17 protein-coding genes are annotated in these 20621 nt (G+C 58.2%); 9 read left to right on the forward strand and 8 right to left on the reverse strand.

Translation table 11 applies throughout. The features are described from left to right. Positions 1 to 11: 11 nt before the first annotated feature. Positions 12 to 1631, forward strand: coding sequence for a chaperonin GroEL (gene groL, locus HMPREF0045_RS07165; RefSeq protein WP_005986939.1), 1620 nt, complete (start codon positions 12 to 14; stop codon positions 1629 to 1631). Positions 1632 to 1817: 186 nt separating this feature from the next. Further along, positions 1818 to 3257: a L,D-transpeptidase family protein gene (locus tag HMPREF0045_RS09755; protein WP_050807444.1), complete on the forward strand. Its 1440-nt coding sequence runs from the start codon at positions 1818 to 1820 to the stop codon at positions 3255 to 3257. On the opposite strand, the gene HMPREF0045_RS09760 is transcribed toward HMPREF0045_RS09755, so the two are convergent. The 7 genes from HMPREF0045_RS09760 to HMPREF0045_RS07205 form a co-directional block, all read right to left on the reverse strand. After that, positions 3254 to 3544 (reverse strand): WXG100 family type VII secretion target, encoded by a 291-nt coding sequence (locus HMPREF0045_RS09760; protein WP_005986943.1) that lies wholly within the window; start codon positions 3542 to 3544, stop codon positions 3254 to 3256. The genes HMPREF0045_RS09755 and HMPREF0045_RS09760 overlap by 4 nt on opposite strands. Positions 3545 to 3777: 233 nt before the next feature. After that, the gene (locus HMPREF0045_RS10760) at positions 3778 to 4992 is read right to left on the reverse strand and encodes a hypothetical protein (RefSeq protein ID WP_005986945.1); all 1215 of its coding nucleotides are present in this window, start codon (positions 4990 to 4992) and stop codon (positions 3778 to 3780) included. A 127-nt stretch (positions 4993 to 5119) separates the two neighbouring features. Continuing rightward, a complete protein-coding gene (locus tag HMPREF0045_RS07185) occupies positions 5120 to 6514 on the reverse strand; it encodes a sensor histidine kinase (protein WP_231196715.1) in 1395 nt (464 codons plus the stop codon). Between the two features lie 152 nt (positions 6515 to 6666). Beyond that, entirely contained in the window at positions 6667 to 7401 is a 735-nt protein-coding gene (locus tag HMPREF0045_RS07190) for a response regulator transcription factor (RefSeq protein ID WP_102240492.1), read from the reverse strand. Positions 7402 to 7482: 81 nt separating this feature from the next. Beyond that, on the reverse strand, positions 7483 to 8052 hold the full coding sequence (locus tag HMPREF0045_RS07195) for an NYN domain-containing protein (RefSeq protein WP_005986951.1): 570 nt from the start codon (positions 8050 to 8052) through the stop codon (positions 7483 to 7485). Positions 8053 to 8273: 221 nt separating this feature from the next. Beyond that, positions 8274 to 9101 (reverse strand): PspA/IM30 family protein, encoded by an 828-nt coding sequence (locus HMPREF0045_RS07200; RefSeq protein WP_005986953.1) that lies wholly within the window; start codon positions 9099 to 9101, stop codon positions 8274 to 8276. A gap of 64 nt (positions 9102 to 9165) precedes the next feature. Then, on the reverse strand, positions 9166 to 10626 hold the full coding sequence (locus HMPREF0045_RS07205; RefSeq protein ID WP_005986956.1) for a hypothetical protein: 1461 nt from the start codon (positions 10624 to 10626) through the stop codon (positions 9166 to 9168). A gap of 114 nt (positions 10627 to 10740) precedes the next feature. On the opposite strand from HMPREF0045_RS07205, the gene HMPREF0045_RS07210 reads away from it, so the two are divergent. After that, on the forward strand, positions 10741 to 11583 hold the full coding sequence (locus HMPREF0045_RS07210; protein WP_005986958.1) for a type 1 glutamine amidotransferase: 843 nt from the start codon (positions 10741 to 10743) through the stop codon (positions 11581 to 11583). Between the two features lie 5 nt (positions 11584 to 11588). After that, positions 11589 to 12389 carry a DUF3027 domain-containing protein gene (locus HMPREF0045_RS07215; protein WP_005986960.1) on the forward strand — a complete coding sequence of 267 codons (801 nt, stop codon included), beginning with the start codon at positions 11589 to 11591 and terminating at the stop codon, positions 12387 to 12389. 55 nt (positions 12390 to 12444) lie between these two features. On the opposite strand, the gene HMPREF0045_RS07220 is transcribed toward HMPREF0045_RS07215, so the two are convergent. Next, positions 12445 to 13818 (reverse strand): DUF2530 domain-containing protein, encoded by a 1374-nt coding sequence (locus HMPREF0045_RS07220; protein ID WP_005986962.1) that lies wholly within the window; start codon positions 13816 to 13818, stop codon positions 12445 to 12447. Positions 13819 to 13967: 149 nt separating this feature from the next. Between HMPREF0045_RS07220 and HMPREF0045_RS07225 the strand changes: the two genes are divergently transcribed. From HMPREF0045_RS07225 to HMPREF0045_RS07245, 5 genes are all read left to right on the forward strand, one after another. Further along, positions 13968 to 15413 (forward strand): NCS2 family permease, encoded by a 1446-nt coding sequence (locus HMPREF0045_RS07225; RefSeq protein WP_005986964.1) that lies wholly within the window; start codon positions 13968 to 13970, stop codon positions 15411 to 15413. Positions 15414 to 15650: 237 nt separating this feature from the next. Beyond that, positions 15651 to 16970: an MFS transporter gene (locus tag HMPREF0045_RS07230; protein WP_005986965.1), complete on the forward strand. Its 1320-nt coding sequence runs from the start codon at positions 15651 to 15653 to the stop codon at positions 16968 to 16970. A gap of 114 nt (positions 16971 to 17084) precedes the next feature. Then, positions 17085 to 17759 carry a metal-dependent transcriptional regulator gene (locus tag HMPREF0045_RS07235; RefSeq protein WP_005986967.1) on the forward strand — a complete coding sequence of 225 codons (675 nt, stop codon included), beginning with the start codon at positions 17085 to 17087 and terminating at the stop codon, positions 17757 to 17759. Between the two features lie 443 nt (positions 17760 to 18202). Next, complete coding sequence (locus HMPREF0045_RS07240) at positions 18203 to 19036, forward strand: C40 family peptidase (RefSeq protein WP_005986970.1); 834 nt, start codon at positions 18203 to 18205, stop codon at positions 19034 to 19036. A gap of 641 nt (positions 19037 to 19677) precedes the next feature. After that, the gene (locus HMPREF0045_RS07245) at positions 19678 to 20610 is read left to right on the forward strand and encodes a universal stress protein (RefSeq protein ID WP_005986972.1); all 933 of its coding nucleotides are present in this window, start codon (positions 19678 to 19680) and stop codon (positions 20608 to 20610) included. The last annotated feature ends 11 nt before the right edge of the window (positions 20611 to 20621 follow it).

Genomic DNA, 20621 nt, shown 5'->3' on the forward strand with positions numbered 1-20621 from the left:
TGGAGAAATAAATGTCCAAGATCATCGCTTTCGATGAAGAGGCCCGTCGTGGCATGGAGCGCGGCCTAAACACCCTAGCGGACACCGTTAAGGTCACCCTAGGTCCCAAGGGCCGCAATGTCGTCCTAGACAAGAAGTGGGGCGCCCCCACCATCACCAACGACGGCGTCACCATCGCCAAGGAGATCGAGCTCGAAGAGCCTTTCGAGAAGATCGGTGCTGAGCTGGTCAAGGAAGTTGCTAAGAAGACTGACGACGTCGCCGGTGACGGTACCACCACCGCTACCGTTCTGGCTCAGGCCCTGGTTCACGAGGGTCTGCGCAACGTAGTGGCTGGCGCCAACCCCATTGCTCTGCGTCGCGGTATCGACAAGGCCGTTGAGGCTGTTGTTGAGCGCCTGCTCAGCGACGCCACCGAGGTTGAGACCACCGAGCAGATCGCCAACACCGCCTCCATCTCTGCTGCCGACAAGCAGATTGGTAGCCTGATCGCTGAGGCTATGGAGAAGGTTGGCCATGAGGGTGTTATCACCGTCGAGGAGTCCAACACCTTCGGCCTGTCCCTCGAGGTTACCGAGGGTATGCGTTTCGACAAGGGCTACATTTCCCCCTACTTCGTCACCGACGCCGACCGCCAGGAAGCCGTGCTGGAAGACAGCTACGTCCTGCTGGTTGAGTCCAAGATTTCCAACGTCAAGGACCTGCTACCGCTGCTAGAGAAGGTCATGCAGAGCGGCAAGCCCCTGACCATCATCGCCGAGGACGTCGAGGCTGAAGCCCTGGCCACCCTGGTAGTCAACCGCCTGCGCGGCACCTTCAAGTCCGTGGCCGTCAAGGCCCCCGGCTTCGGTGACCGTCGCAAGGCCATGCTGCAGGACATGGCTATCCTCACCGGTGGTACCGTGATCAGCGAGACCGTTGGCCTCAAGCTTGAGAACACCACCCTGGAAGACCTGGGGTCCGCCCGCAAGGTGGTTGTCACCAAGGACGAGACCACCCTGATTGAGGGCGCTGGCGACAAGGAAGCTATCGAAGCCCGCGTCTCCCAGATCCGCAACGAGATCGAGAACTCCGACTCCGAGTACGACCGCGAGAAGCTCTCCGAGCGCCTGGCCAAGCTGGCCGGTGGCGTGGCCGTCCTCAAGTCCGGTGCCGCCACCGAGGTGGAGCTCAAGGAGCGCAAGCACCGCATCGAGGACGCCGTGCGTAACGCTAAGGCTGCCGTGGAAGAGGGTATCGTCGCCGGTGGTGGCGTGGCCCTGATCCAGGCCGCTGAGGTACTCGACTCCCTCGAGCTAGAGGGTGACGAGGCTACCGGTGCCAACATCGTTAAGGTTGCCGTTGAGGCTCCCCTCAAGCAGATCGCCGTTAACGCTGGTCTAGAGGGCGGCGTCGTGGTTGAGCGCGTACGCAACCTGTCCACCGGCGAAGGCCTAAACGCTGCTACCGGCGAGTACGTCAACCTGCTGGCTGCCGGCATCGCCGACCCGGTTAAGGTGACCCGCTCTGCTCTGCAGAACGCTGCCTCCATCGCTGGTCTGTTCCTGACCACCGAAGCTGTTGTGGCCGACAAGCCCGAGCCCCCGGCTCCGGCTGCTCCCGGCGCCGACGACATGGGTGGCATGTACTGAGCCGCTAAGCATTAGCTATAGCCGCCTGGGCCTCGTGAAATGCACGAGGCCCAGGCCTTTTTATAGCTATGGTTTATGGCCTTAACTGACTTGGTTTGCGCTTATAAAACCAAGTTCTAACAAAGTGTTAGGTAACCGTCATGTTTGGACGGCCTGCCGTCGGCTGACACTGGCTAGCATAGGGGTGTGTTGAAGTTGAAGTGTAAGCGCAGGGTTGTAGTAGCCCTGCTATCGGTGACGTCGCTAGTTGGTGCTAGCGCTGGAGCGGTTGCCTACGCTAACTCCTATACCTCGCGAGTGGTGCCCTCTACTACTGTCTCGGGTGTGGATATCAGTGGGCTTAATACCAAAGCCCTAACAGCCAAGCTGGAACGAGCTACGGCTGAAACTAAATTTGTTATCACCACCGACGGTAAAGCCTCAACCTACACTGCCAGCCAGCTGGGTCTAAGTCTCAACACTAAAGAGCTGGTAAAGCAGGCTATGGCTCCCAGTCGTGACGTAACCAAGCGTTACAGCGCGCTATTTGATGAGCACTCGCTGCAGGCCAAATTCTCCCTGAAAACCTCAGCAGTAACCGAGGTAGCCACCAAGCTAAATGCCCAGCTTAAAAACCCGGCTAAAGACGCCCAGGTGGTGCTAGCCGGTGACGGTGAAAGCCTAAGCGCCACCGCCGCCCAAACCGGTGAGCGGGTAGATTCTGCTGCCCTAGCCAAGCTAGTGCACGAAAAGGTACAGCTGGGTAAAACCGTCTCTATCACCGCCCCGGTAACTACCCACAAGCCCGACATTTCCACTGCCGAGGCCACGGCTGCCGCCGCCGGCGCCGCTAACATGCTTACCCCCACCGTCACTTTGACTGACGGCATTGACAGCTTTGGCGCCACCAACGCCGATAAAGCCAGCTGGCTCAGCTTCAAACGCACCAGCTCAGGTGTAAGCGTGGTGTATGACCAGGACAAGATCAAAGCCTGGGTAACTAAGGTAGCCAAAGGCACCGAAACCAAGGCGGCTGTCCCCAGCCTGCGCACCGTGGATGCTAAAGGTAACCAGGTGGCCGTAACCACCGTAGGGGACGTGGCCTACACGGCCTCCAACATTGGCCAGGTAACCAGCGAAATGATTACCGCGCTAAATGCCGGTGAAGACTACTCTGGCTCCTTTGACTACGCCGAAGGCTACGTATGGCAAGACCGCCACCAGCCTGAAGGCAAGGAAGTAACCGCCTACCAGCCCGCCAGTAACGAAAAATGGGTTGATGTTGATCTAACCAACCACACCGTTACCGCCTATGTGGGCACCAAAATCGTGTGGGGGCCGGTAGGTATGGTTTCCGGCGCCCCTGACACTCCCACAGTTGAAGGTACCTTCAAGGTCCACCTCAAATATGAGTACCAGACCATGGAGGGCGCCAACTCAGACGGCTCTAAGTATGAAACCCCGGATGTACCTTGGGTTACCTACTTTGAGGGTGGTTACGCCCTGCACGGTGCCTACTGGCGTGACCGCTTTGGTTACGACGCCGGTTACAACGGCTCCCACGGCTGCGTAAACATGAAGGTGGAAGACGCCAAGTGGATCTACGACTGGGCCCCTGAGGGCACCACCGTAGTTTCACACTACTAACGCATCACGAACTGGCTGCGTACCTGCGCCTCAGTGCTGGAGTAGGTGGTGGCCGCGTTACCCAAAGCCAAGCTGATGTGCTCTAGGCAGGTGTTGACCTGGTTTTGGGCCTGAGCCCACTCGTGTTCGCAGGCCGCCGCCTGGGTGGCGGCCTGCCCCTTCCAGCTGGATTGCAAGGCCTTAAGGGCACTGTCTAGGGCTTGGGCATCGGCACGGATAGAGCCGCATAGGCGGCTGGCGCGAGCCGAGTTTGACTCCAACTCGTCAATGTTGGCGCTAATGATCATGATGGGCTCCTAACTATGTTGAGGTAGCAGCGCTATGCTGCTACCTCAAAGTTAGATCTAGGCGCCACTGGCTTGTTTGCAGGCTGTGGTTAAGTGCTGGGGGCGCAAAAACTTATCCACCTGTGCACAAAACCGGTGGCACGGCGCTCAGCTGGCTCAGTTAGCTAACAGCCGGCTCAGTTGGCTAAAGCGCAAGCGGCGCCTAGCACTCTCGCTGGGCGAGCAACTGCCTGTTAAAACTCTCCGTCTGGACTAATGTCAGTTACCACCGGAATCTCGCCAGTACGCTGGGCGCGGGCCTGAGCAGCCAACTTAGCGCGGCGCTCAACTACTTCCTGCATGGTTTGACGGGCTACCTCAGCAGCCTCTTGACGACTAGTTGTCTGCAGCGGTTTCTTCTTGGATTTAAGCAGGTGGTCAATATCGGCGATACAAGACTCCATAGTGGTGGCCTCACTGTGGCGCTCACCAGGGTGCGTCGTAGCTGACTTAACCTCCGCAGGTACCACCGGCTTGGGTTTATTGGAAACCGGCGGCACATAGGGCTCAGACTCCAGCTCTGCCTCAGCCACGGTAGCTGACCCGCTCGTAGCCGGGGCGGTGGCGGGAGTAGACGACGTCGTCGCTAAAGACCCGGCAACCGGCGCCGTACCTGCCACACTGGCTGCACTAGCCGCGCTTAACGCCACAGATTCAGGGGAGGGGGCACTTGCGGGGGTAACAAAACGGTCAAAGTCGACGACGGCGTCGTTGTCAGCCTCCAAAATAGACAGCTTGCTGCTTAACCGACGCAGCTCAGCCTCAAGATTTTCACGAGCCGGCAGCTCCCAATGCTGACCCAGGGGAGAGGCAAACAGGCGATCACGCGCTAGTAGCTTACGCACAATCGTGGTGCGGGTGCGCAAATAAGTCAGCAGCGGCAAATGTGCGTATTCAGAATAGATAAGGCGTGAATATTCGCGATAACGCTGGGGTTCAATAGCCAAACAACCCAAGTCCGCATCAGACAAAGCTGCCGCATCAATGTCGGAAGTAGGCAGGTCATGGCGGCGTAGATTCATAATCAGCTCAGAGACGCGGTTAGCGTTCTTCTCCGACACGCCCGCCGCCGTCAGCTCCTCATAAGCCAAAGCAGCAGATGCAGCCTCATCCTCACCACCGTTACGGTGCATGGCCTGATCAGCAGAAACACTAAAAATAGCGCCGTGATACCAGGCGGCTAGGCGAACCAGATCCGGGTTACGGGTCTCCTCGCTTAGCTCATCTACACGTGTAAGCAGATCAATTAAGTGGCGTAAGTTGTGGAACGCGCGATCCGGAGTGGACCACAGCGTGATCAGGTTGGTGCCCATGTCGCGAAGCTGCTCACGTGAGGCGCTAGCCCCAGCATGGCTCATAGATTGCACATAGGCAGGAAGTAGCCACTGCGGTACGTCTGTGACGCCCATAGGACAATCCTCCCAGCTCGGTAAGGTGATGCCAGCCAACAAGCAGGCATATTGAAAAACAATCAGCTAGGCTACCGTTCCTGGCTGCAAATTTCTATGAAATAACTCTAAAAACATACTGTAAGTGTTACTCTACCACCGCATATTCGTTAGGCAGAATAATACGCACAGTAGCGCCGCCACCAGGGGTGTTTAGCATAGAGACCTTGCCTCGGTGCATCTTAATGATGGTAGCTACGATCGCCAGACCCAAGCCAGAACCGCCAGTATTGCGGTTACGCGAGGACTCGGTGCGGTAGAAACGGTCAAACACCTTCTTGGCGTCAGCTGGGTCAATACCCGGGCCATGGTCGCGCACCTCAATAATGGTGTGGGTGCCGTTAGTGCCCACCGCGATCTCCACCGGGGAGCCGTCAGGCGAGTAAGCCAAAACATTAGAAAGCAGGTTGGTCAGCACCTGGCTTAGACGCTCACGGTCGCCGTCGATAAAGAGCTCTTCTTCCAGCTCTTCACCCTCCAGCGTGAGCACCTGAGTGTCGCGGTCAGGGGCCAGCACAATCAGGTCAGAGATAGCCTCACGCGCCAGCTGCGAAACATTGAAGTGGGTTACCTCCAGGGGCCGGCCCTCATCCATACGCGCCAACTGCAACAGATCCTCAACCAGGCGCGCCATACGCTTAGCTTCAGACTCAATACGGCCCATAACCTCATCGGTTTGCTCCGGGGGCACCCCACCCATTTGGTACAGCTCGCCCCAGCCTCGCACAGTAGCCAGCGGGGTACGCAGCTCATGGGAGGCGTCAGAGATGAAACGCTGCATCCGCTCTTGGGAGTGGGTGCGCGCTTCAAAAGCATGCTCGTTTTGGGTGAGCATGGAGTTAAGTGAACGCTGCAGGGAGCCAATCTCTGTGTTGCTTGACTGGGTGACATTAATGCGGGCAGATAGCTCACCTTTGGCGATTTTGCCTGCTACCGACTCAATTTCACGCAGCGGCCCTAGTGCGTGGCCCACAAACAAGGTGGCTACTGTGGCCGTCAAGCACAGCATGGCCACGCCGGTTAGGCCCAGCAGTAGGCGGGTGTGGTCGACGGCGTCGGCGGTGTCTTTCAGGGGCAGCGCAATTAGCACCCCACCGATGTATTCCTTACCGTCACCGGAAGAAATTGGCAGGATGATGGCACGCCACTTGGCGCCGTCGATATTCGATTCAATGGTGAAGGGATTGGGTTTATAGGAGGCTACAGCTTTGCGGGAAAAATCTATGCCTTTAATGTTTGGGATGCCGTAATGCTCGGCGGTAGAGCTAGAAATCAGCTGACCAGAAGTGCCGTCAAACCATTTGCCGTAAATGTAGTAAGTGGAGGGAATGGGGTTGGTTTGACCATTTTTAATTAGGGTCAGGGCTTGATTGCCAACTGTACGGGTGGCGCCGGTATCTACCAGTTGCGAATCTACTTGTTCTTGAAGGGTGTTTTCCAGTAGTAGCGAGGTGGATATCGAGGTCACCGCCACCGATAGCATCAGCAGCAAGGTGGTTATTATTGCCAGCTGATTAGTCAGCGGTAGTTTGCTCCAAAACCTTTGGAACAAACTACGTTTAGGTGGCGGTTGGGTGGGCTCGGCCGCATTTAGTTTGACTGGTGGGACCGAGGGAAGCGGTTGCCCATCACGCATCAGGAGTCCTTGGGTTCACGCATCATGTAGCCCACCCCGCGTCGGGTCTGGATTAATGGCGTCACCTTGCCGCCGTCAGGACCCTTGAGCTGGTCAATCTTGCGGCGTAGATAGGAAATATACGACTCAACAATAGCGGCGTCGCCATTCCAGTCATACTCCCATACGTGGTCAAGGATCTGGCTCTTAGAGACCACGCGACCAGAGTTAACCATCAGATAACGCAGTAGTTTGAACTCGGTGGGGGACAGCTCGATTTCCTGGCCAGCACGGCGTACCTCGTAGGCATCCTCGTCTAGGATTAGGTCTGCCAGCTGCAAAATATGGGAGCGCTCAGGCTCTACATTTTGGGTGCGACGCAAAATAGCACGAATACGTGCCACTACTTCTTCAAGACCAAAAGGTTTAGTTACGTAGTCGTCTCCGCCTACGGTTAATCCCTGGATCTTTGCTTCCATATCGTCGCGAGCAGTTAAGAACAAAATAGGTACTTTGATATTTCGTTCACGCATTCGCCTGGCAACAGTGAATCCGTCCATATCGGGCATCATCACGTCCAGAATTATTAAATCAGGCCTTTGGGTCTCGACGGCGTGCATAGCACCATTACCATCTTGAGCAGTTGACACGTCAAAACCCGCAAAGCGTAGCGAAGAAGCTAGCAGATCGCGGATATTGGGTTCATCGTCAACTACTAGTAGCTGAGCTTCGGGAGCGGTCTGATTCGGGGACATGCTTAAAGTATGAGGCATTGGCCTGAAGATTTCCTTGAAGCCCGTCCACTAAACGGACAGTAAGGTTAGCCACTTAGCGGATTAGATGAATTGCTGCGGATCGAATTCTTCTAGCGGGATGATGCGCACGCGCGGCAATGGGCTGGTAAATGCACGCACATCAAGCTCCAGGTCGAATAGTTCCAATCCTTCGAGTTCCAGGGCAGCCAACTGTGTGTTCAGGAACTCTCTGAAGCAGAATACACCTACCTGTACCCCTACCTGCAGCAGGCGCTCAATCTGTGGGATGTAGTCGCCGTCGTGGCTAGCAAGCAGCACGCGGGCAGGGGCGCCGCGCTCAGCGATAGCGTCCAGGGTGCGCTGGATGCCAATGTCTACTACTTTTTCTTCGGCCGATGCAGAAAGTGGAACCGGGCGATAGTCCATTGCTAGTAGGGCCTGTACAAAGCCCATTGGCATATGTCCGGAAGAAGCATTTAAGAAAAAAAGTCCGCGTGTTAGCGTGTCTTGATCCCAAATAGAGTTGCAGTAGTGCAATACGCGATCCCAGCGTGGCCGCTCATCTGGGTCTGGGCGGCGTCCTAAAACACTTGTGCCTAGTGTTGCATCGATGTTTTCGCCGTCGACTAGAAGATAAGTTGGAGTGCCCATATCCACATACTAATTCAAAAGTCTTGAATTTGTTTCTTAAAATGAAAAAATTACGCGCCCAATTTTGGTCAATGACGTGAATCGGGCGCGTACTCGCGTGTTGTTTTAGCTAAGGCCGCACCTAGCGGGGCAAAAATTTAGCGGCAAACTGCGGTTTTTACGGCTAGAGGCGCTTTAGTGCCAAGGCGATAGCTAAGCGCTCACCTTGGCACTAAAACATCTCAGTAGGAGGAGGTGTCGCCGGCGGCCTGGTTTTCAGCCTTCAGGGCGGCAAAGGCGGCGTCAATGTCGACGTCGGAAGCACCGGCGGTGATCTGCGGGGCGCTAGAGGGACGGTTGCCGGACTTCAGAGCGGCCAGACGTGCCTCAGCCTCCATCTGAGCGGAGGAGGACTCTAGGGCGGCAAACTGGGACTCCAGCGAGGTGCCTGCCAGCTCGGCCTGGCCGGCAGCCTGGGCCTCGACGCGGCGTACGCGGTCCTCGAAACGGCCCAGCGACGAGGTGGGGTCGGTGGTGTTGATCTGGTTGAGGGCGCTTTGTACCTTCACCTGGGCCTGCGCGGTGCGCTGACGTGCCACCAGCTCGTCACGCTTGGACTTAAGGTCACCAAGCTTGGCTTCCATCTGGGTCAGGCCAGTCTTTAGCTGCTCAACCACCTGACGCTGGGAGTCAATGGAAGGCTGGGCGGAGCTGACCTTCTGCTCGGCGGTGATCTGCTTGGTTAGTGCAATCTTGGCCAGGTTGTCGAACTTGTCGGCCGCACCAGTGTCACCAGCAGCGCGTAGCTCATCAGCCTTACGGGAGGCGGCCAGGGCCTTGTTGCCCCAGTCGGTAGCTTCAGCGGTGTACTTGGCCTGGTCTTTTTCGGCCATGCGTAGGTTACCGATGGACTGGGCGACAGCCTGACGGGCTTCCACAATAGAGTTGGAGTAGTCGCGTACCAGCTGGTCCAGCATCTTTTGCGGGTCTTCAGCGCGGTCAATAAGCGCGTTAATGTTGGCGCGGGTCAGCTGGGAAATTCGGCCCAGGATCGTTTGCTTCTCAGCCATGAGTTATACCTTTCGTTTTATTGCCTGCTTAATGGCAAGGTAGCACGGAGATGACGATTATTTTTTAAAAAAAATCGCCGAAGTCTATGTCGGAATCGCCGAAATTCGGGCCGCCACCCCAGTCATGGTTACCAATACTACGGGTAACATTTCCGATTACGTCACCCAGCAGGATGCCACCTAGCATCATGGTGCCCATATCGATTCCGCTGGAGCCAATAGCGCGCGGCTGATTGGCGTTAAAACGGTTAATGTCCCGCTGGGCCTGGCCCTGGGCGCGGCCGATAAGCTGCTCGGCATGACCAATAGCCTGCCCGGCCCGCACCGGATCGTTCTTAATAGTCTGCTTAGCCTCAGACGCCAGGCGTGAGGCTTCAGCCAGGTCAGTGCGGGCGGCGATCCCCACCGCACCACGGGCCGTAGAAATCATATTGGTAACTGCGTCAATAGAAGCGTCAAGGCGCCCCAAGCGCTGGTCAAGGCCGGCGCGGGCACGGTTATGTACCTCTTCCTGACTGCGGGCCTGCTCTAGGGCATTATCCAAAGCAGCCTCAGCGGCGGTGAGCTCATTAAGCGGGGCCACCGGGTCTAGCTGGCTTTGGCTCAGCACTCGCTGGCCGGCGGCAATGGCACGCTGAGCGCGAGCCACTAGCGGGTCAAGCACTGCTGCGGGCACGGGCCCATTAGGCTGACCTAGACGCTTAGCGTCCTCAATGTCAGAGCTAATAGAGGTAATTGCCGCAGTTAAGTTAGCGGCCGCATTTTCCAGCAGGGAACGCGTAGCCATCACCTGGTTAGCCAGCTCACCAGCCTGGGTGACGGTAGAAGTAGCCAAGCGAATCTGCTCAAGTGCCAGCACACTATTGCCGGCCTCATAGGTTTCTTTAGCCTGGGCCGCAGTCACCTGCGCGGCCTGCAACAGTTTAGCGGCGCGCTCAGGGGCGTCGGCCACAGAAGTTAGCGATTCAGCCGGGTAGGTGGCAGATAGTGCAACTAGCAGAGAGCGGGCGTTTTCAATGCTGACGTGCACTTCGTTGATCTGAATATTTAGCTGCGAGAGGGTGTCAGGAATATTGGCTAATGTATCGCGCTTAGAAGCAAACTTTTGCTCCTGGGACTTAATGGCGTTAGTGGCCCGCTGGCAGCGATCGAGCAGCTCATTAAGCATGTGGTGACGCTGCACCGGGGTCTCAGGGTTATCGTCGTCGAGCAGGCGACGTAGCTCAAAAGCCCGACTCAACTCTGCCTTGGCGTTATCGATAGCCTTAGCAAAATCCTGAGTTTCAGAACTAGAAAACTGTGCCTGCGCAAAAGCCAGCTCCTGATCGGCGCTGTGTACCAGATCGTCGGCAGCCATCAGCGCAGAGTTAGCCTGCGCATCGAGCTGGTTTAGATCCACCCCGGGCCGCAAACCCGCAGTGGGGGCAGCCTCAATACGTTTACGCATATTCGAATTGGAAGTACTAAGCGCCACAATGGCGGCTAGCACAGCCCCAATTATGAAGATAAATAAAGCGGTTCCCATAGTCTTTCCTGCCTGTTCGGCGTCCCTCCGTAGTCTATGTCAGGAGCCAATGAGACGCGCCATTCATTGAGAAAGTATTTCCCTTAGAGCTGTTAACGTGCTTCCATAGGCACTATGTCCCAGGATTCCTCAATCACTGACGCGATTAATAAGACTCCAGTCCTCACTGTTTTCCAGCCTGCGTCTACAGTTGGCGTTGCGCGGTTTGGACAGTGGCTAGCTTCTGAGGGAGCAATCCTTAACACCATTGACTTAGGTGCAGATCAGCCGGTCCCAGCTTACAGTGAGCTAAACAGTGACGGCATCATTATTCTGGGTGGTCCCATGGGTGCTAACGACGGCGCCGACTACCCCTGGATAGAGCCGCTCAGTCAGCTGGTGCGTGAGGCCTACGCCCACGCCATGCCGGTGTTTGGTATCTGCCTGGGATCCCAGCTTTCCGCCCGCGCCCTGGGTGGACAGGTAGCTAGCCCCGCCCCCGGACAGGGTGAGAGCGGCCTGGCCAGTGTCTTCCTCACCGAAGCCGGCCAGGAAGATGAGGCTATTGCGGAAATGTTCGCCCAAGGTGACGCCGCTAGTGCCCGCGCGGATGTAGCCACCAATGAGGGCACCCAACTGCCCGTGCCCGTAAACCACAACGACGCCGTCGTCGCACTACCCCCGCAAGCCAAACTGCTGGCCAGCTCAAAAGCTTGCCCCATTGAGGCCTGGCGCCTAGGCAGCGTGCTTGGCTTGCAGTGGCACCCCGAAGTTGTGCCCGAGCGCCTATATGTGTGGGCCAAGGAAAACGGCGCCCAAGCGGGCCTAGATGAGGCTGAGATCAAGCGCCAAGCCGACGACGTACTAGCCCAGGGGCGCCGCATTGACGCCATCACCTGCGCCATGGGTCGCACAGCTGCACGTATGTTGCTGCGTAAGGCCCGCGCCTATCGGGTCCTGCAAAGCGTCGTAGACTAAACCATGTGACCGATCAACGTTTAGGGGCGGCACCCACCGCCGCTCAGGCTGCGGCCGCCGCCAAAGACAAAGTGCTGTGTAGCGAGCAGGTAATTGAGGTAGCTCGCATGGCGCTAGCTGACATTACCGACCCGGCTAGCGTCGGTGACTATAGCGGGGCTGTTCCCACCGGCAAGCGCATGGTCACCCACCTGTTTGAATGCAACCTGCCCGGCTATCGCGGCTGGCGCTGGCAGGTGACTGTGGCGCGCCCCTCGCGAGCCCGCCAGGCCACTATCTGCGAGCTAGACCTAGCCCCCGGCGAGGATGCGCTACTAGCCCCTGCCTGGGTGCCTTGGGAGCAGCGCCTGCAGCCCTCGGATGTAAACCGTGGTGACCGCCTGCCCTTTCGAGAATTAGATGAGCGCCTCCAGCCCGGCTGGCAGTCCACCGACGACGCCGTAGCTGACGCCGTGGCCATTGATGAGCTCTACTTGGGTCGCGCCCGGGTGCTTTCACCCCAGGGCCTGGCCGCCGCCGCCCAGCGCTGGTACGAGGGTGATCACGGCCCTACTGCCAACGGTGTACGTCGCGCTCACGCCAACTGCTCTAGCTGCGGTTTCCTGATGCGCATTGATGGACCCATGCGTCGCCTGTTTGGGGTGTGCGCTAACGCCTGGTCTCCCGACGACGGCCAGGTGGTTTCCATGGATCACGGCTGCGGGGCCCACTCAGAAACTGACGTGCCCGAGCGAGAAACGGCCTGGCCTGCCAACGCACCTATCGTGGATGAGGGTGCGGTAGAGGTCGTAGAGCCGGCCAACTAAAAGCGCCGGCGCGCGGCTGGGCGGCGCGCAGCTGGGGCCGTGAGGCTGGTGCGGCTTAGATATCGCGGTAACGCAGGCTGAGGGCCTCGCCGGCAGCGACGTCGTCGACAGGGGTGCTGTTATCCTCACTTAACGGGCCGCGACCTAGGGCTTTGCGATATTCGTGCACGCCACCCCAAGCCATACCGAGCACCCCAATAACAATTCCGCACAGGCAAATTTCCAAAGCTGCCGAGCGTGAAGCCGTGGCACCCAGCAAAATAGACAACCCTACCGCCGCCAGGGCCCAAATGCTGGTGCCCACAGCCATTAGGTGCAGCGCGTCCACATTTTCGGGGCCAACAGTGGGCAGGGACTTATAGTGCGCCAGATTGTGCTCAGTGTTTTTATCTGCCGGCGCCGGGATGGGCGCCTTGGGTTTAGGGCTGCGCTTAATGGATAGCGCTTTAAAGCGCTTAATGGCCGACGCCGGGGCGTCAGCCGATGCCGAGGCTGCCGGAAGCGGGGCCGGGGGCTGTGCCGGGGCTGCGGCTGCGGGTGTTGGGGCCGGGGCTGCGGCCTGAATTTGGGCCTGCGCCGGGGCCGGGATATTGGCTGACGCTGTCGGGCTTAGCGGGCCAGAGTGCGCAGGTCGAGAAGGCGCTGACTGAGGGGCCGGCGGCTGCGCAAACGCAGCTTGCGGGCGGGCCGGTTGAGAGTGCGCTGGCTGGGAGTGCGCTGGCTGGGAGTGCGCAGCTTGGGAGTGTGCAGCTTGGGGATGCGCTGGCTGAGGCATAGTCTGTTGAGAACGCGCTGAGTGAGGGGCCTGCTGTGGAGCTGGCGGTTGAGGCGCCTTCTGTTGAGGAGCCCTCTGCTGCTGAGGGGCTGGCGGGGCCATTAAGGGCGGTTGGGCGCCATTAGCTACATTGCCGACGACGCGGTTTGCTAACTGGTTGGCGTCGGCTGTGCGCTCGCGGCGTTTGCCGCCAAAGAGCTTGCGACGCAGGCGGCCAGCCTTGGAAGCAGACTGAGCGCGGGCAGCAGACTGGGGGGCTGGCGGCGCAAACTGCGCGGGGTAGCCGGGCGCTGGAGTTGTGGGGTAACTGGGCGCTGGGGCGGCGGGAGCTGCGGGGTTGTAGCCGGGCGCCGTCGAGCCAGGGGCCTGTAGATAGCGCGGATACTGGCCGGCGCGGGCGGCAGCGGCATTGGTGGCAGTGCCACGCTGGGCTGCAGTACGTCCCGCAGCGGCGCGGGCGGCCTGTGCTCGTTGTGCCTGAGCCTGCTGCGCCTGGGCTAGTTGTGCCTGCTGCGCCCGCATGACGGCCTCACGTTGGGCCGCTTCGCGCATGGCGGCTTCACGGGCGGCCATGGCGGCCATCTGCTGGGCTCGCTCACGCTGCGCGCGCTCACGCTGCGCGTGCTCAGCAGCAAGCTGCTCGTAGATCCCCATAGCCTCTCCTTAAGCCGGTCACCAGGTAGTTCGGGGCGCTTAGGCGCTAACTGCATACTACTAAGCTCTCCGATGGCAAAACTTGCTGTGATTTAGTTCTCTAATGGCGATATTGCCCTTTTCTGGACGCAAAAGTCAAAATGGGGTAGGTGAGTACTGCAAGCGCTACTAACGCGCAACTAAGTCCGCTAGATCGGTTCTTTAAGATCTCCCAAAGGGGTTCCACCGTCGCCCGCGAAGTACGTGGTGGCCTGGTTACCTTCTTCTCTATGAGCTACATTTTGGTGCTCAACCCGCTTATCCTTAGCACTCCCCACGACGGAATCGCTCCGCTGGGCACCACTGCCCAGATCGCTTCCGGTACCGCATTTATTGCCGGCCTTATGACCATCCTGATGGGTGTAGTAGCCAACTACCCGCTAGCTTTGGCTGCTGGTCTGGGCATTAACGCCATGGTGGCCTATACCCTGGTTGGTATGCACGGCATGACCTATGCCGACGCCATGGGTCTAATCGTGATTGAGGGTGTAGTCATCCTCCTACTAGTGCTAACTGGTTTCCGTGAAGCCGTGTTCCGCGCAGTTCCCGCCCAGCTCAAGACTGCTATCAGTGTTGGTCTGGGCCTTTTCATTGCGCTTATCGGTCTGATCGACTCCAAGGTGGTACGTCAGGGTGGCACCCCGCTAGAGCTCGGCCTGGGTGGCTCGCTACAGGGCTGGCCCACGCTGGTGTTCATGTTCGGCCTATTCCTAACCCTGATTTTGATGGTGCGTAAGGTTCGTGGCGCCATCCTGATCGGTATTCTTTCCTCCACCGTGCTGGCCGTCATCATTGAAGCTGTTGCCCACCTAGGCGCTTTCAATGCTGAAAAGAACAAGACCGGCTGGTCTCTGGCCGTGCCGCACCTCAACGGCTCGCCTTTTGCTATGCCTTCCTTTGAAACCCTGGGTAAGTTCTCCTTGCTGGGTTCTATCGACAAGGTCGGTATTGTTTCGGTAGTCCTGCTGGTGTTCACCCTGCTGCTGGCCGACTTCTTCGACACCATGGGCACCATGATCGCCGTCGGTGCTGAAGGTGACCTGCTGGACTCTGAGGGCAACCCGCCCAAGACCCGCGAAATCCTGGTAGTTGACTCTCTAGCCGCAGTTGCTGGTGGTGTAGGTGGCGTTTCCTCCAACACCTCCTATATTGAGTCCGCCACCGGTGTTGGTGAAGGCGCCCGTACTGGTTTGGCCAGTGTGGTTACCGGCTGCATGTTCTTCCTGTCAATGTTCATTGCCCCGCTGGTAAGCATGGTTCCCTACGAGGCGGCCACACCCGCCCTGGTAATCGTTGGTTTCTTGATGATGACCCAGGTGGCTGAGATTGACTGGACTGACCTGGAAATCGCCATCCCGTCCTTCCTGACCATCGCCATGATGCCCTTCAGCTACTCCATTACTAACGGTATTGGTGCTGGTTTCCTGTCTTACGTGGTGCTGGCTGTGGCTCGCGGCAAGGTAAAGCAGATTCACCCGCTGATGTGGCTGACTGCGGTGCTGTTCCTGGTGTACTTCACCCTGGCCCCCATTAAGGCCATTTTGGGTGTCAGCTGATTCCTTATAAGACCTATATATAAAGGGGCGTGGCTTTTTGGCTGCGCCCCTTTTGGTTGCGCTTTTGGGTTTTGCCAGGTTGTTTAGGGCCGACGGCGCTCGCGGCTTTACTTGCTACCTTCAGTTTTCAGGGCGGTAGGGCGGCTGGAGATGGGCGCTCGCGGCTGGGGTGAGTGGTGACGCGGCGGGGACGGGGGCAGGCGTAAAATTTAGAACCTTAAGGAGGCTAGCTTTTACGTGAGAGAAACTTTCGCATCCCTGAAATATCCCGCCTATCGCATCTGGTTTTTTAGTGCCCTGATTGCCAATATCGGCACCTGGATGCAGCGCATCGCCCAAGACTGGTTGGTGCTGCGCACACTTACTAACGATTCCGCCTATGCAGTGGGTGTGGTTAGCGCCCTGCAATTTGGGCCCTCCCTGCTGTTCTCGCCCCACGCCGGGGTGGTGGCCGACCGGGTTAATCCACGTAAATTACTGGTATGCACCCAGGGGTTAATGGGTTTAATTAGCGCCCTGCTGGCCGTGGATGTGATCAGTGGCCAGGTGCAGCTGTGGCATGTGTATGTGGCGGCAGCGCTGGCTGGGGTGGTGGCCGCCTACGACGCCCCGGTGCGCCAAACTTTTGTGGCTTCCATGGTGCCGGTTGGCTCGCTATCTAATGCGGTGGGTCTAAACGCCACCAGCTTTAACGCGGCCCGCCTGATTGGCCCCGCTTTTGCTGGTTTGGTTATTAACTGGGTTGGTGAAGGCTGGGTGTTTGGCATCAACGCGCTGACCTTCTTAATGCCGATGGCGGCGCTGATCTTGACCCCCAGGCGTCACTTTCGCGAGGTGGAGCGTTCTAAACCCAAACCCGGTCAGCTCCGTGAAGGGGTGGCCTACCTGCGTTCACGCAGCGACATCTTGGTGATTATGGTGGTGGTCGCCGTCGTTAGCGCCATGACCCTTAACTTCCCGGTTACCTTAGCGGCCATGGTGCGCTCTACCTTCCATATGGAGGCCGACGCATACGGCAATGTTTCTAGCTCCTTTGCTATCGGCTCGCTTACCGGGGCGCTAGTTGCGGCCCGACGCCGAGATGCGCGGGTGCGCCTGGTGATTATTGGCGCCCTGGGGCTGGGGGTAACCACCTGCATTTTGGCTTTGATGCCTAATTACTACACCTTCATGGCGGCTTCTATCCCGGTAGGTTTCTTTGTGCTTAGCCTGCTTACCGCCGCCAACCAGACCGTGCAGCTAACTACCCCGGAGGCAGTGCGTGGGCGGGTAATGAGCCTATATGTAATGGTGCTGCTAGGGGCGACGCCGATCGGCTCACCTGTGGTGGGCTGGCTATCGGATGCTTTTGGGCCGCGCGCCGCACTGATAGCTGGCGGAATTAGCTCAATGACAGCGGCCTTGCTGGTTACCCTATGGGCTTTTAAAGCCTGGAATATTCGCCTTAAGTATTTGCGTCACGCGCCTTTTGTGGAAACCGTGCGCGTGCACCAGGGTGAGGCAGACAACGAAAACGGCATTATTTCGCCACAAGATGACCAGTTAAAGCGGTGCTAGGCGGGTTAGGAGTGCCTCAGTAAACCTAGTGGTGATAGCCTGACCTCAGTTGGATGAGGTTTGTAATCAAAGCTGCCTTAACTGCACCATCCCGAAGGGTCCCCGCGTTACACCATGAGCGACTTAATCGACACCACCGAAATGTATCTCAAGACGGTTTACGAGCTTGAAGAGGACGGCGTCACGCCGCTGCGCGCACGCATTGTGGAGCGCCTAGACCATTCTGGTCCCACAGTTAGCCAGACTGTGGCCCGCATGGAGCGTGACGGCCTAATCCATGTAGCTCCTGACCGTTCGCTTGAACTAACTGAGGCTGGCCGCCATCGCGCCACTGAAGTAGTACGCAAGCACCGCCTAGCTGAGCGACTGCTACTAGATGTGATCCGCCTGGATCGCAATCTGGTGCATCAGGAGGCTTGCCGCTGGGAGCACGTAATGAGCGACGACGTCGAGGCGCGCCTATTGGCCGTACTAGACGACCCGGGCGTAGATCCCTTCGGCAACCCCATTCCTGAAGCGGGCGAGCAGCGTCCCGCCCCGGCAGCCGACGAGATGAGCGTAGAAGAGGCACGTCGTCGGGGAGTGCAGCGCGGCGTAATCAAGCGCCTAGGTGAGCCGGTACAGGCCCGAGAAGAGGTCTTTACCGAGATTAACAAGGCCGGCATTGCCCCGGGAGTGTCGGTAAATATCAGCACCGATGCTCACGGCGTCATTGTCACCACCGACGCGGGTGCGCGTATCTTCCTAACTGACGCCATCGCGCGTCACGCCTTCATTTTCCGAGGCTGATAAATAATAGGGCAGGCTGGGCCGCTAGTGCGCAGCTCAGCCACCGTCAGGCGACGACGTAGGTAGGGCTACGTCGTCGCCTTTTTGTTCTAAAAGTTGAATAAATCATGGTTACTGGCGGCAAATCACAAGAGCAATTTCTAAGCTGACAGCTCGAAACAAAACCGCGGTATGGCGCGGAAAAAACGGGAACCAAGTTTACTATTGTGACCCTGGCTACATCAAGAAGTGTTACCTTACTGTGACAACTAGTTGGAAGTTGGGCTACAGTCTTACCTGTCGCGAACCATACCGGTTTGCGATCGCGGAGGTCAGAGCCAAGTCCCGTTATGGCCGAAGTGGAAACAGATCCGGCTAACGGGACCGGAGCTATCTGGACGCGATGCGCGTTTGGCGGGAATTTCCGCTAAGGTAGCCCCGTAAGGCTCAAACAGGAGAAACCAATGTCTAAGACGTCCACTGCGCGCCACCGTAAGGCAGCCCGCCCGCTTAACTCGCTGGTCGGTGCCTCCCCCATGGTGCGTCGCTCCCTAGCCGTCGCTGCATCCTCGGGTCTCGCTCTTACTGTGGTTGCTTCCGGTGTGGCCGCGTCCGGCACCAGCGCCCAGGCCGCGAACAGTGCAGGTACTCTCAAGAGCGCCTCTGTTACCACCGTGGCTCTTGATGCACGCGAAGCCGTAACTACTAACGCTGCTCTCGATGTCTCTGGTGACGTTCAGTGGAGCGCTGACTCTTCGGCTCAGGCCGGTGTAAGTGTTGAGAAGAAGGCAGAGCCGGCTCCCGCCGCTACTGCTACCCCTGCCGCTGACACCAACAAAGATAAAGACAAGGCTGAGGCTGAGGAAGAGACCACTACCGCTACTCAGAACGAGTCTGAGAGCGAGTCCTCCAGCTCTAGCTCTGCTGCCGCCACTCCGGCTGAAACTCCCGCCCCGACCGCTAACACTCATGCTTCTTCCGTGGCCGCCCTGGCCATGCAGTACGTGGGTGTGCCCTACGTGTGGGGTGGCTCTAGCCCCTCCGGCTTCGACTGCTCCGGTCTGGTTTCCTACGTTTACGCCCAGTTCGGTGTAAGCCTGCCCCACCAGAGTGAAGGTATCCGCGCCGCTGGTACCGTCGTCAGCGCCTCCGAGGCTCGCCCCGGTGACGTTGTGTGGTGGCCGGGTCACGTAGGTATCTACATGGGTAACGGCATGATGGTAGATGCCGCCAACGAATCCATCGGTGTGCAGTACGCTTCTGTCTACGCCGGTGCTACTTACCTGCGAATTTCCTGAATTTAGCTACGGTAGGGAGGGTCCGCATCTGCGGGCCCTCTTTTTGTTGCCCGTGCCGCTCAACTGCAGCTGCTCTGCCCAGCTCTGGCCCTGACTGTAAGGGGCAGTAGGCGGGTTGACGACGGCGCTGGCAGGCGGGCTTATGGCGGCGTCCGACAGGGTGCTTGGCGATGGCGCCGGTAGGTGGGCTGACGATGGCGTCAGCGGGGCGCTTGCGGCAATATCTGCCCGGTAGGGCTGGTAACTAACGTTGTGGAGCTGGTCACGGCGCTGGAAGGTGAGCGACGACGTCGGAAATAGGGCTAAAGACCTATGGGGGCGTAACCAAAAATGAGTGCCCGCAAGAATGTGTTTGTCAACACATTAACGTTGACCGGCTATGTTATGAGCAACTGACTTAGTGGATTATTGATTGCTGCGTAAAGCCGCGCAAATACTGCCAATAGTGCAAGTGCTACAAAGCTTGCTACATGCCACTAAGTTTGCTACAAAAATGCTCTTGATCTGCATAGATGTCTGAAAATGCGCAAACTCTATGGGTGCAAATAGCAAATAAGTGCGGTAAAGTGTCGTATACCTCACTTGAGAGGCATGTTGGTCCCCATGCCTTCAGGTGAATCGTAGTTAGGAAGGTGTCGACCATGACCACAGACAATGTTGTCCTCGTGGGCGTAGACGGCTCGCTAGAGTCGCTGGAAGCCCTGCGGTGGGCAGTACAACACGCGGCGCACTCCGGTGCTCGTGTGCACTTAGTTTGTGCGTATTCTTTGCCTTCGTTCACGGCAGGTTCGCTAGATGGTGGATATGCCGGCATTGACGACAGTGCAATTCGGGCTGGTGCCCAAAAAGTTATTGAAGAGGCCGAAGCCATTGTGCGTGAGGCCAATGTGCCGGTAACCAGTGCGCTGGAGACTGGCGATCCCACTGGGGTGCTGGTGGAACTCTCCCGTGAGGCTAGCCTCGCGGTGGTAGGTACTCGTGGTGGTGGCGGCTTTGCTGACCGCCTCCTAGGTGCCGTCTCCTCAGCGCTTCCCGCTCACGCCCACTGCCCGGTGGCGGTTGTACCTCAACACAAAGAGGGATCGGCCTTCACTCCGGTAAGACGCATCGTGGTGGGTGTTGACGGTTCTGACTCGTCCCGCAAGGCGCTAAATGCTGCAGTAGTGGCCGCGCACCTGTGGAATGCAGAGCTCACCGCCATCGCTGCCGTACCCATCGCGGCTGGCTCAGGCGCACTGGCCTGGCTACCGGCTGCTGTAGACCATGAAGAAGTTGTTAACGATCTACGTGCAGGCTTAGATCGTACGATCGCTGCAGTTACCAAGGATTACCCGGATGTGCGCGTGCGCCGGCACGTGCTAGATGGGAACGCAGCAGAACTCATGGCTGAGTTCTCCACTGCGGTAGACCTGATTGTGGTTGGCTCTCGCGGTCGCGGCGGCTTCTCTGGAATCCTGCTTGGCTCCACCTCTCAAGCCGTCCTCAGTCACGCAAGCTGCCCAGTGCTGGTAGTACCTCAGCGTGTACGTGAGGAGCCGGCTCGGCGAGGGAACACTCCCTGGCCGCGTGCATAGCATAGATAGCC

This window comes from Actinomyces graevenitzii C83, from assembly GCF_000239695.1.
Lineage (GTDB): Bacteria > Actinomycetota > Actinomycetes > Actinomycetales > Actinomycetaceae > Actinomyces > Actinomyces graevenitzii.

What these genes read in the sequence shown, in the direction of transcription:
- groL (WP_005986939.1), top strand. Translation starts at nt 12, where the DNA reads ATGTCCAAGATCATCGCTTTCGATGAAGAGGCCCGTCGTGGCATGGAG.
- HMPREF0045_RS09760 (WP_005986943.1), bottom strand. Translation starts at nt 3,544, where the DNA reads ATGATCATTAGCGCCAACATTGACGAGTTGGAGTCAAACTCGGCTCGC.
- HMPREF0045_RS10760 (WP_005986945.1), bottom strand. Translation starts at nt 4,992, where the DNA reads ATGGGCGTCACAGACGTACCGCAGTGGCTACTTCCTGCCTATGTGCAA.
- HMPREF0045_RS07185 (WP_231196715.1), bottom strand. Translation starts at nt 6,514, where the DNA reads ATGCTATCGGTGGCGGTGACCTCGATATCCACCTCGCTACTACTGGAA.
- HMPREF0045_RS07190 (WP_102240492.1), bottom strand. Translation starts at nt 7,401, where the DNA reads ATGTCCCCGAATCAGACCGCTCCCGAAGCTCAGCTACTAGTAGTTGAC.
- HMPREF0045_RS07195 (WP_005986951.1), bottom strand. Translation starts at nt 8,052, where the DNA reads ATGGGCACTCCAACTTATCTTCTAGTCGACGGCGAAAACATCGATGCA.
- HMPREF0045_RS07200 (WP_005986953.1), bottom strand. Translation starts at nt 9,101, where the DNA reads ATGGCTGAGAAGCAAACGATCCTGGGCCGAATTTCCCAGCTGACCCGC.
- HMPREF0045_RS07205 (WP_005986956.1), bottom strand. Translation starts at nt 10,626, where the DNA reads ATGGGAACCGCTTTATTTATCTTCATAATTGGGGCTGTGCTAGCCGCC.
- HMPREF0045_RS07210 (WP_005986958.1), top strand. Translation starts at nt 10,741, where the DNA reads ATGTCCCAGGATTCCTCAATCACTGACGCGATTAATAAGACTCCAGTC.
- HMPREF0045_RS07220 (WP_005986962.1), bottom strand. Translation starts at nt 13,818, where the DNA reads ATGGGGATCTACGAGCAGCTTGCTGCTGAGCACGCGCAGCGTGAGCGC.
- HMPREF0045_RS07235 (WP_005986967.1), top strand. Translation starts at nt 17,085, where the DNA reads ATGAGCGACTTAATCGACACCACCGAAATGTATCTCAAGACGGTTTAC.
- HMPREF0045_RS07240 (WP_005986970.1), top strand. Translation starts at nt 18,203, where the DNA reads ATGTCTAAGACGTCCACTGCGCGCCACCGTAAGGCAGCCCGCCCGCTT.
- HMPREF0045_RS07245 (WP_005986972.1), top strand. Translation starts at nt 19,678, where the DNA reads ATGACCACAGACAATGTTGTCCTCGTGGGCGTAGACGGCTCGCTAGAG.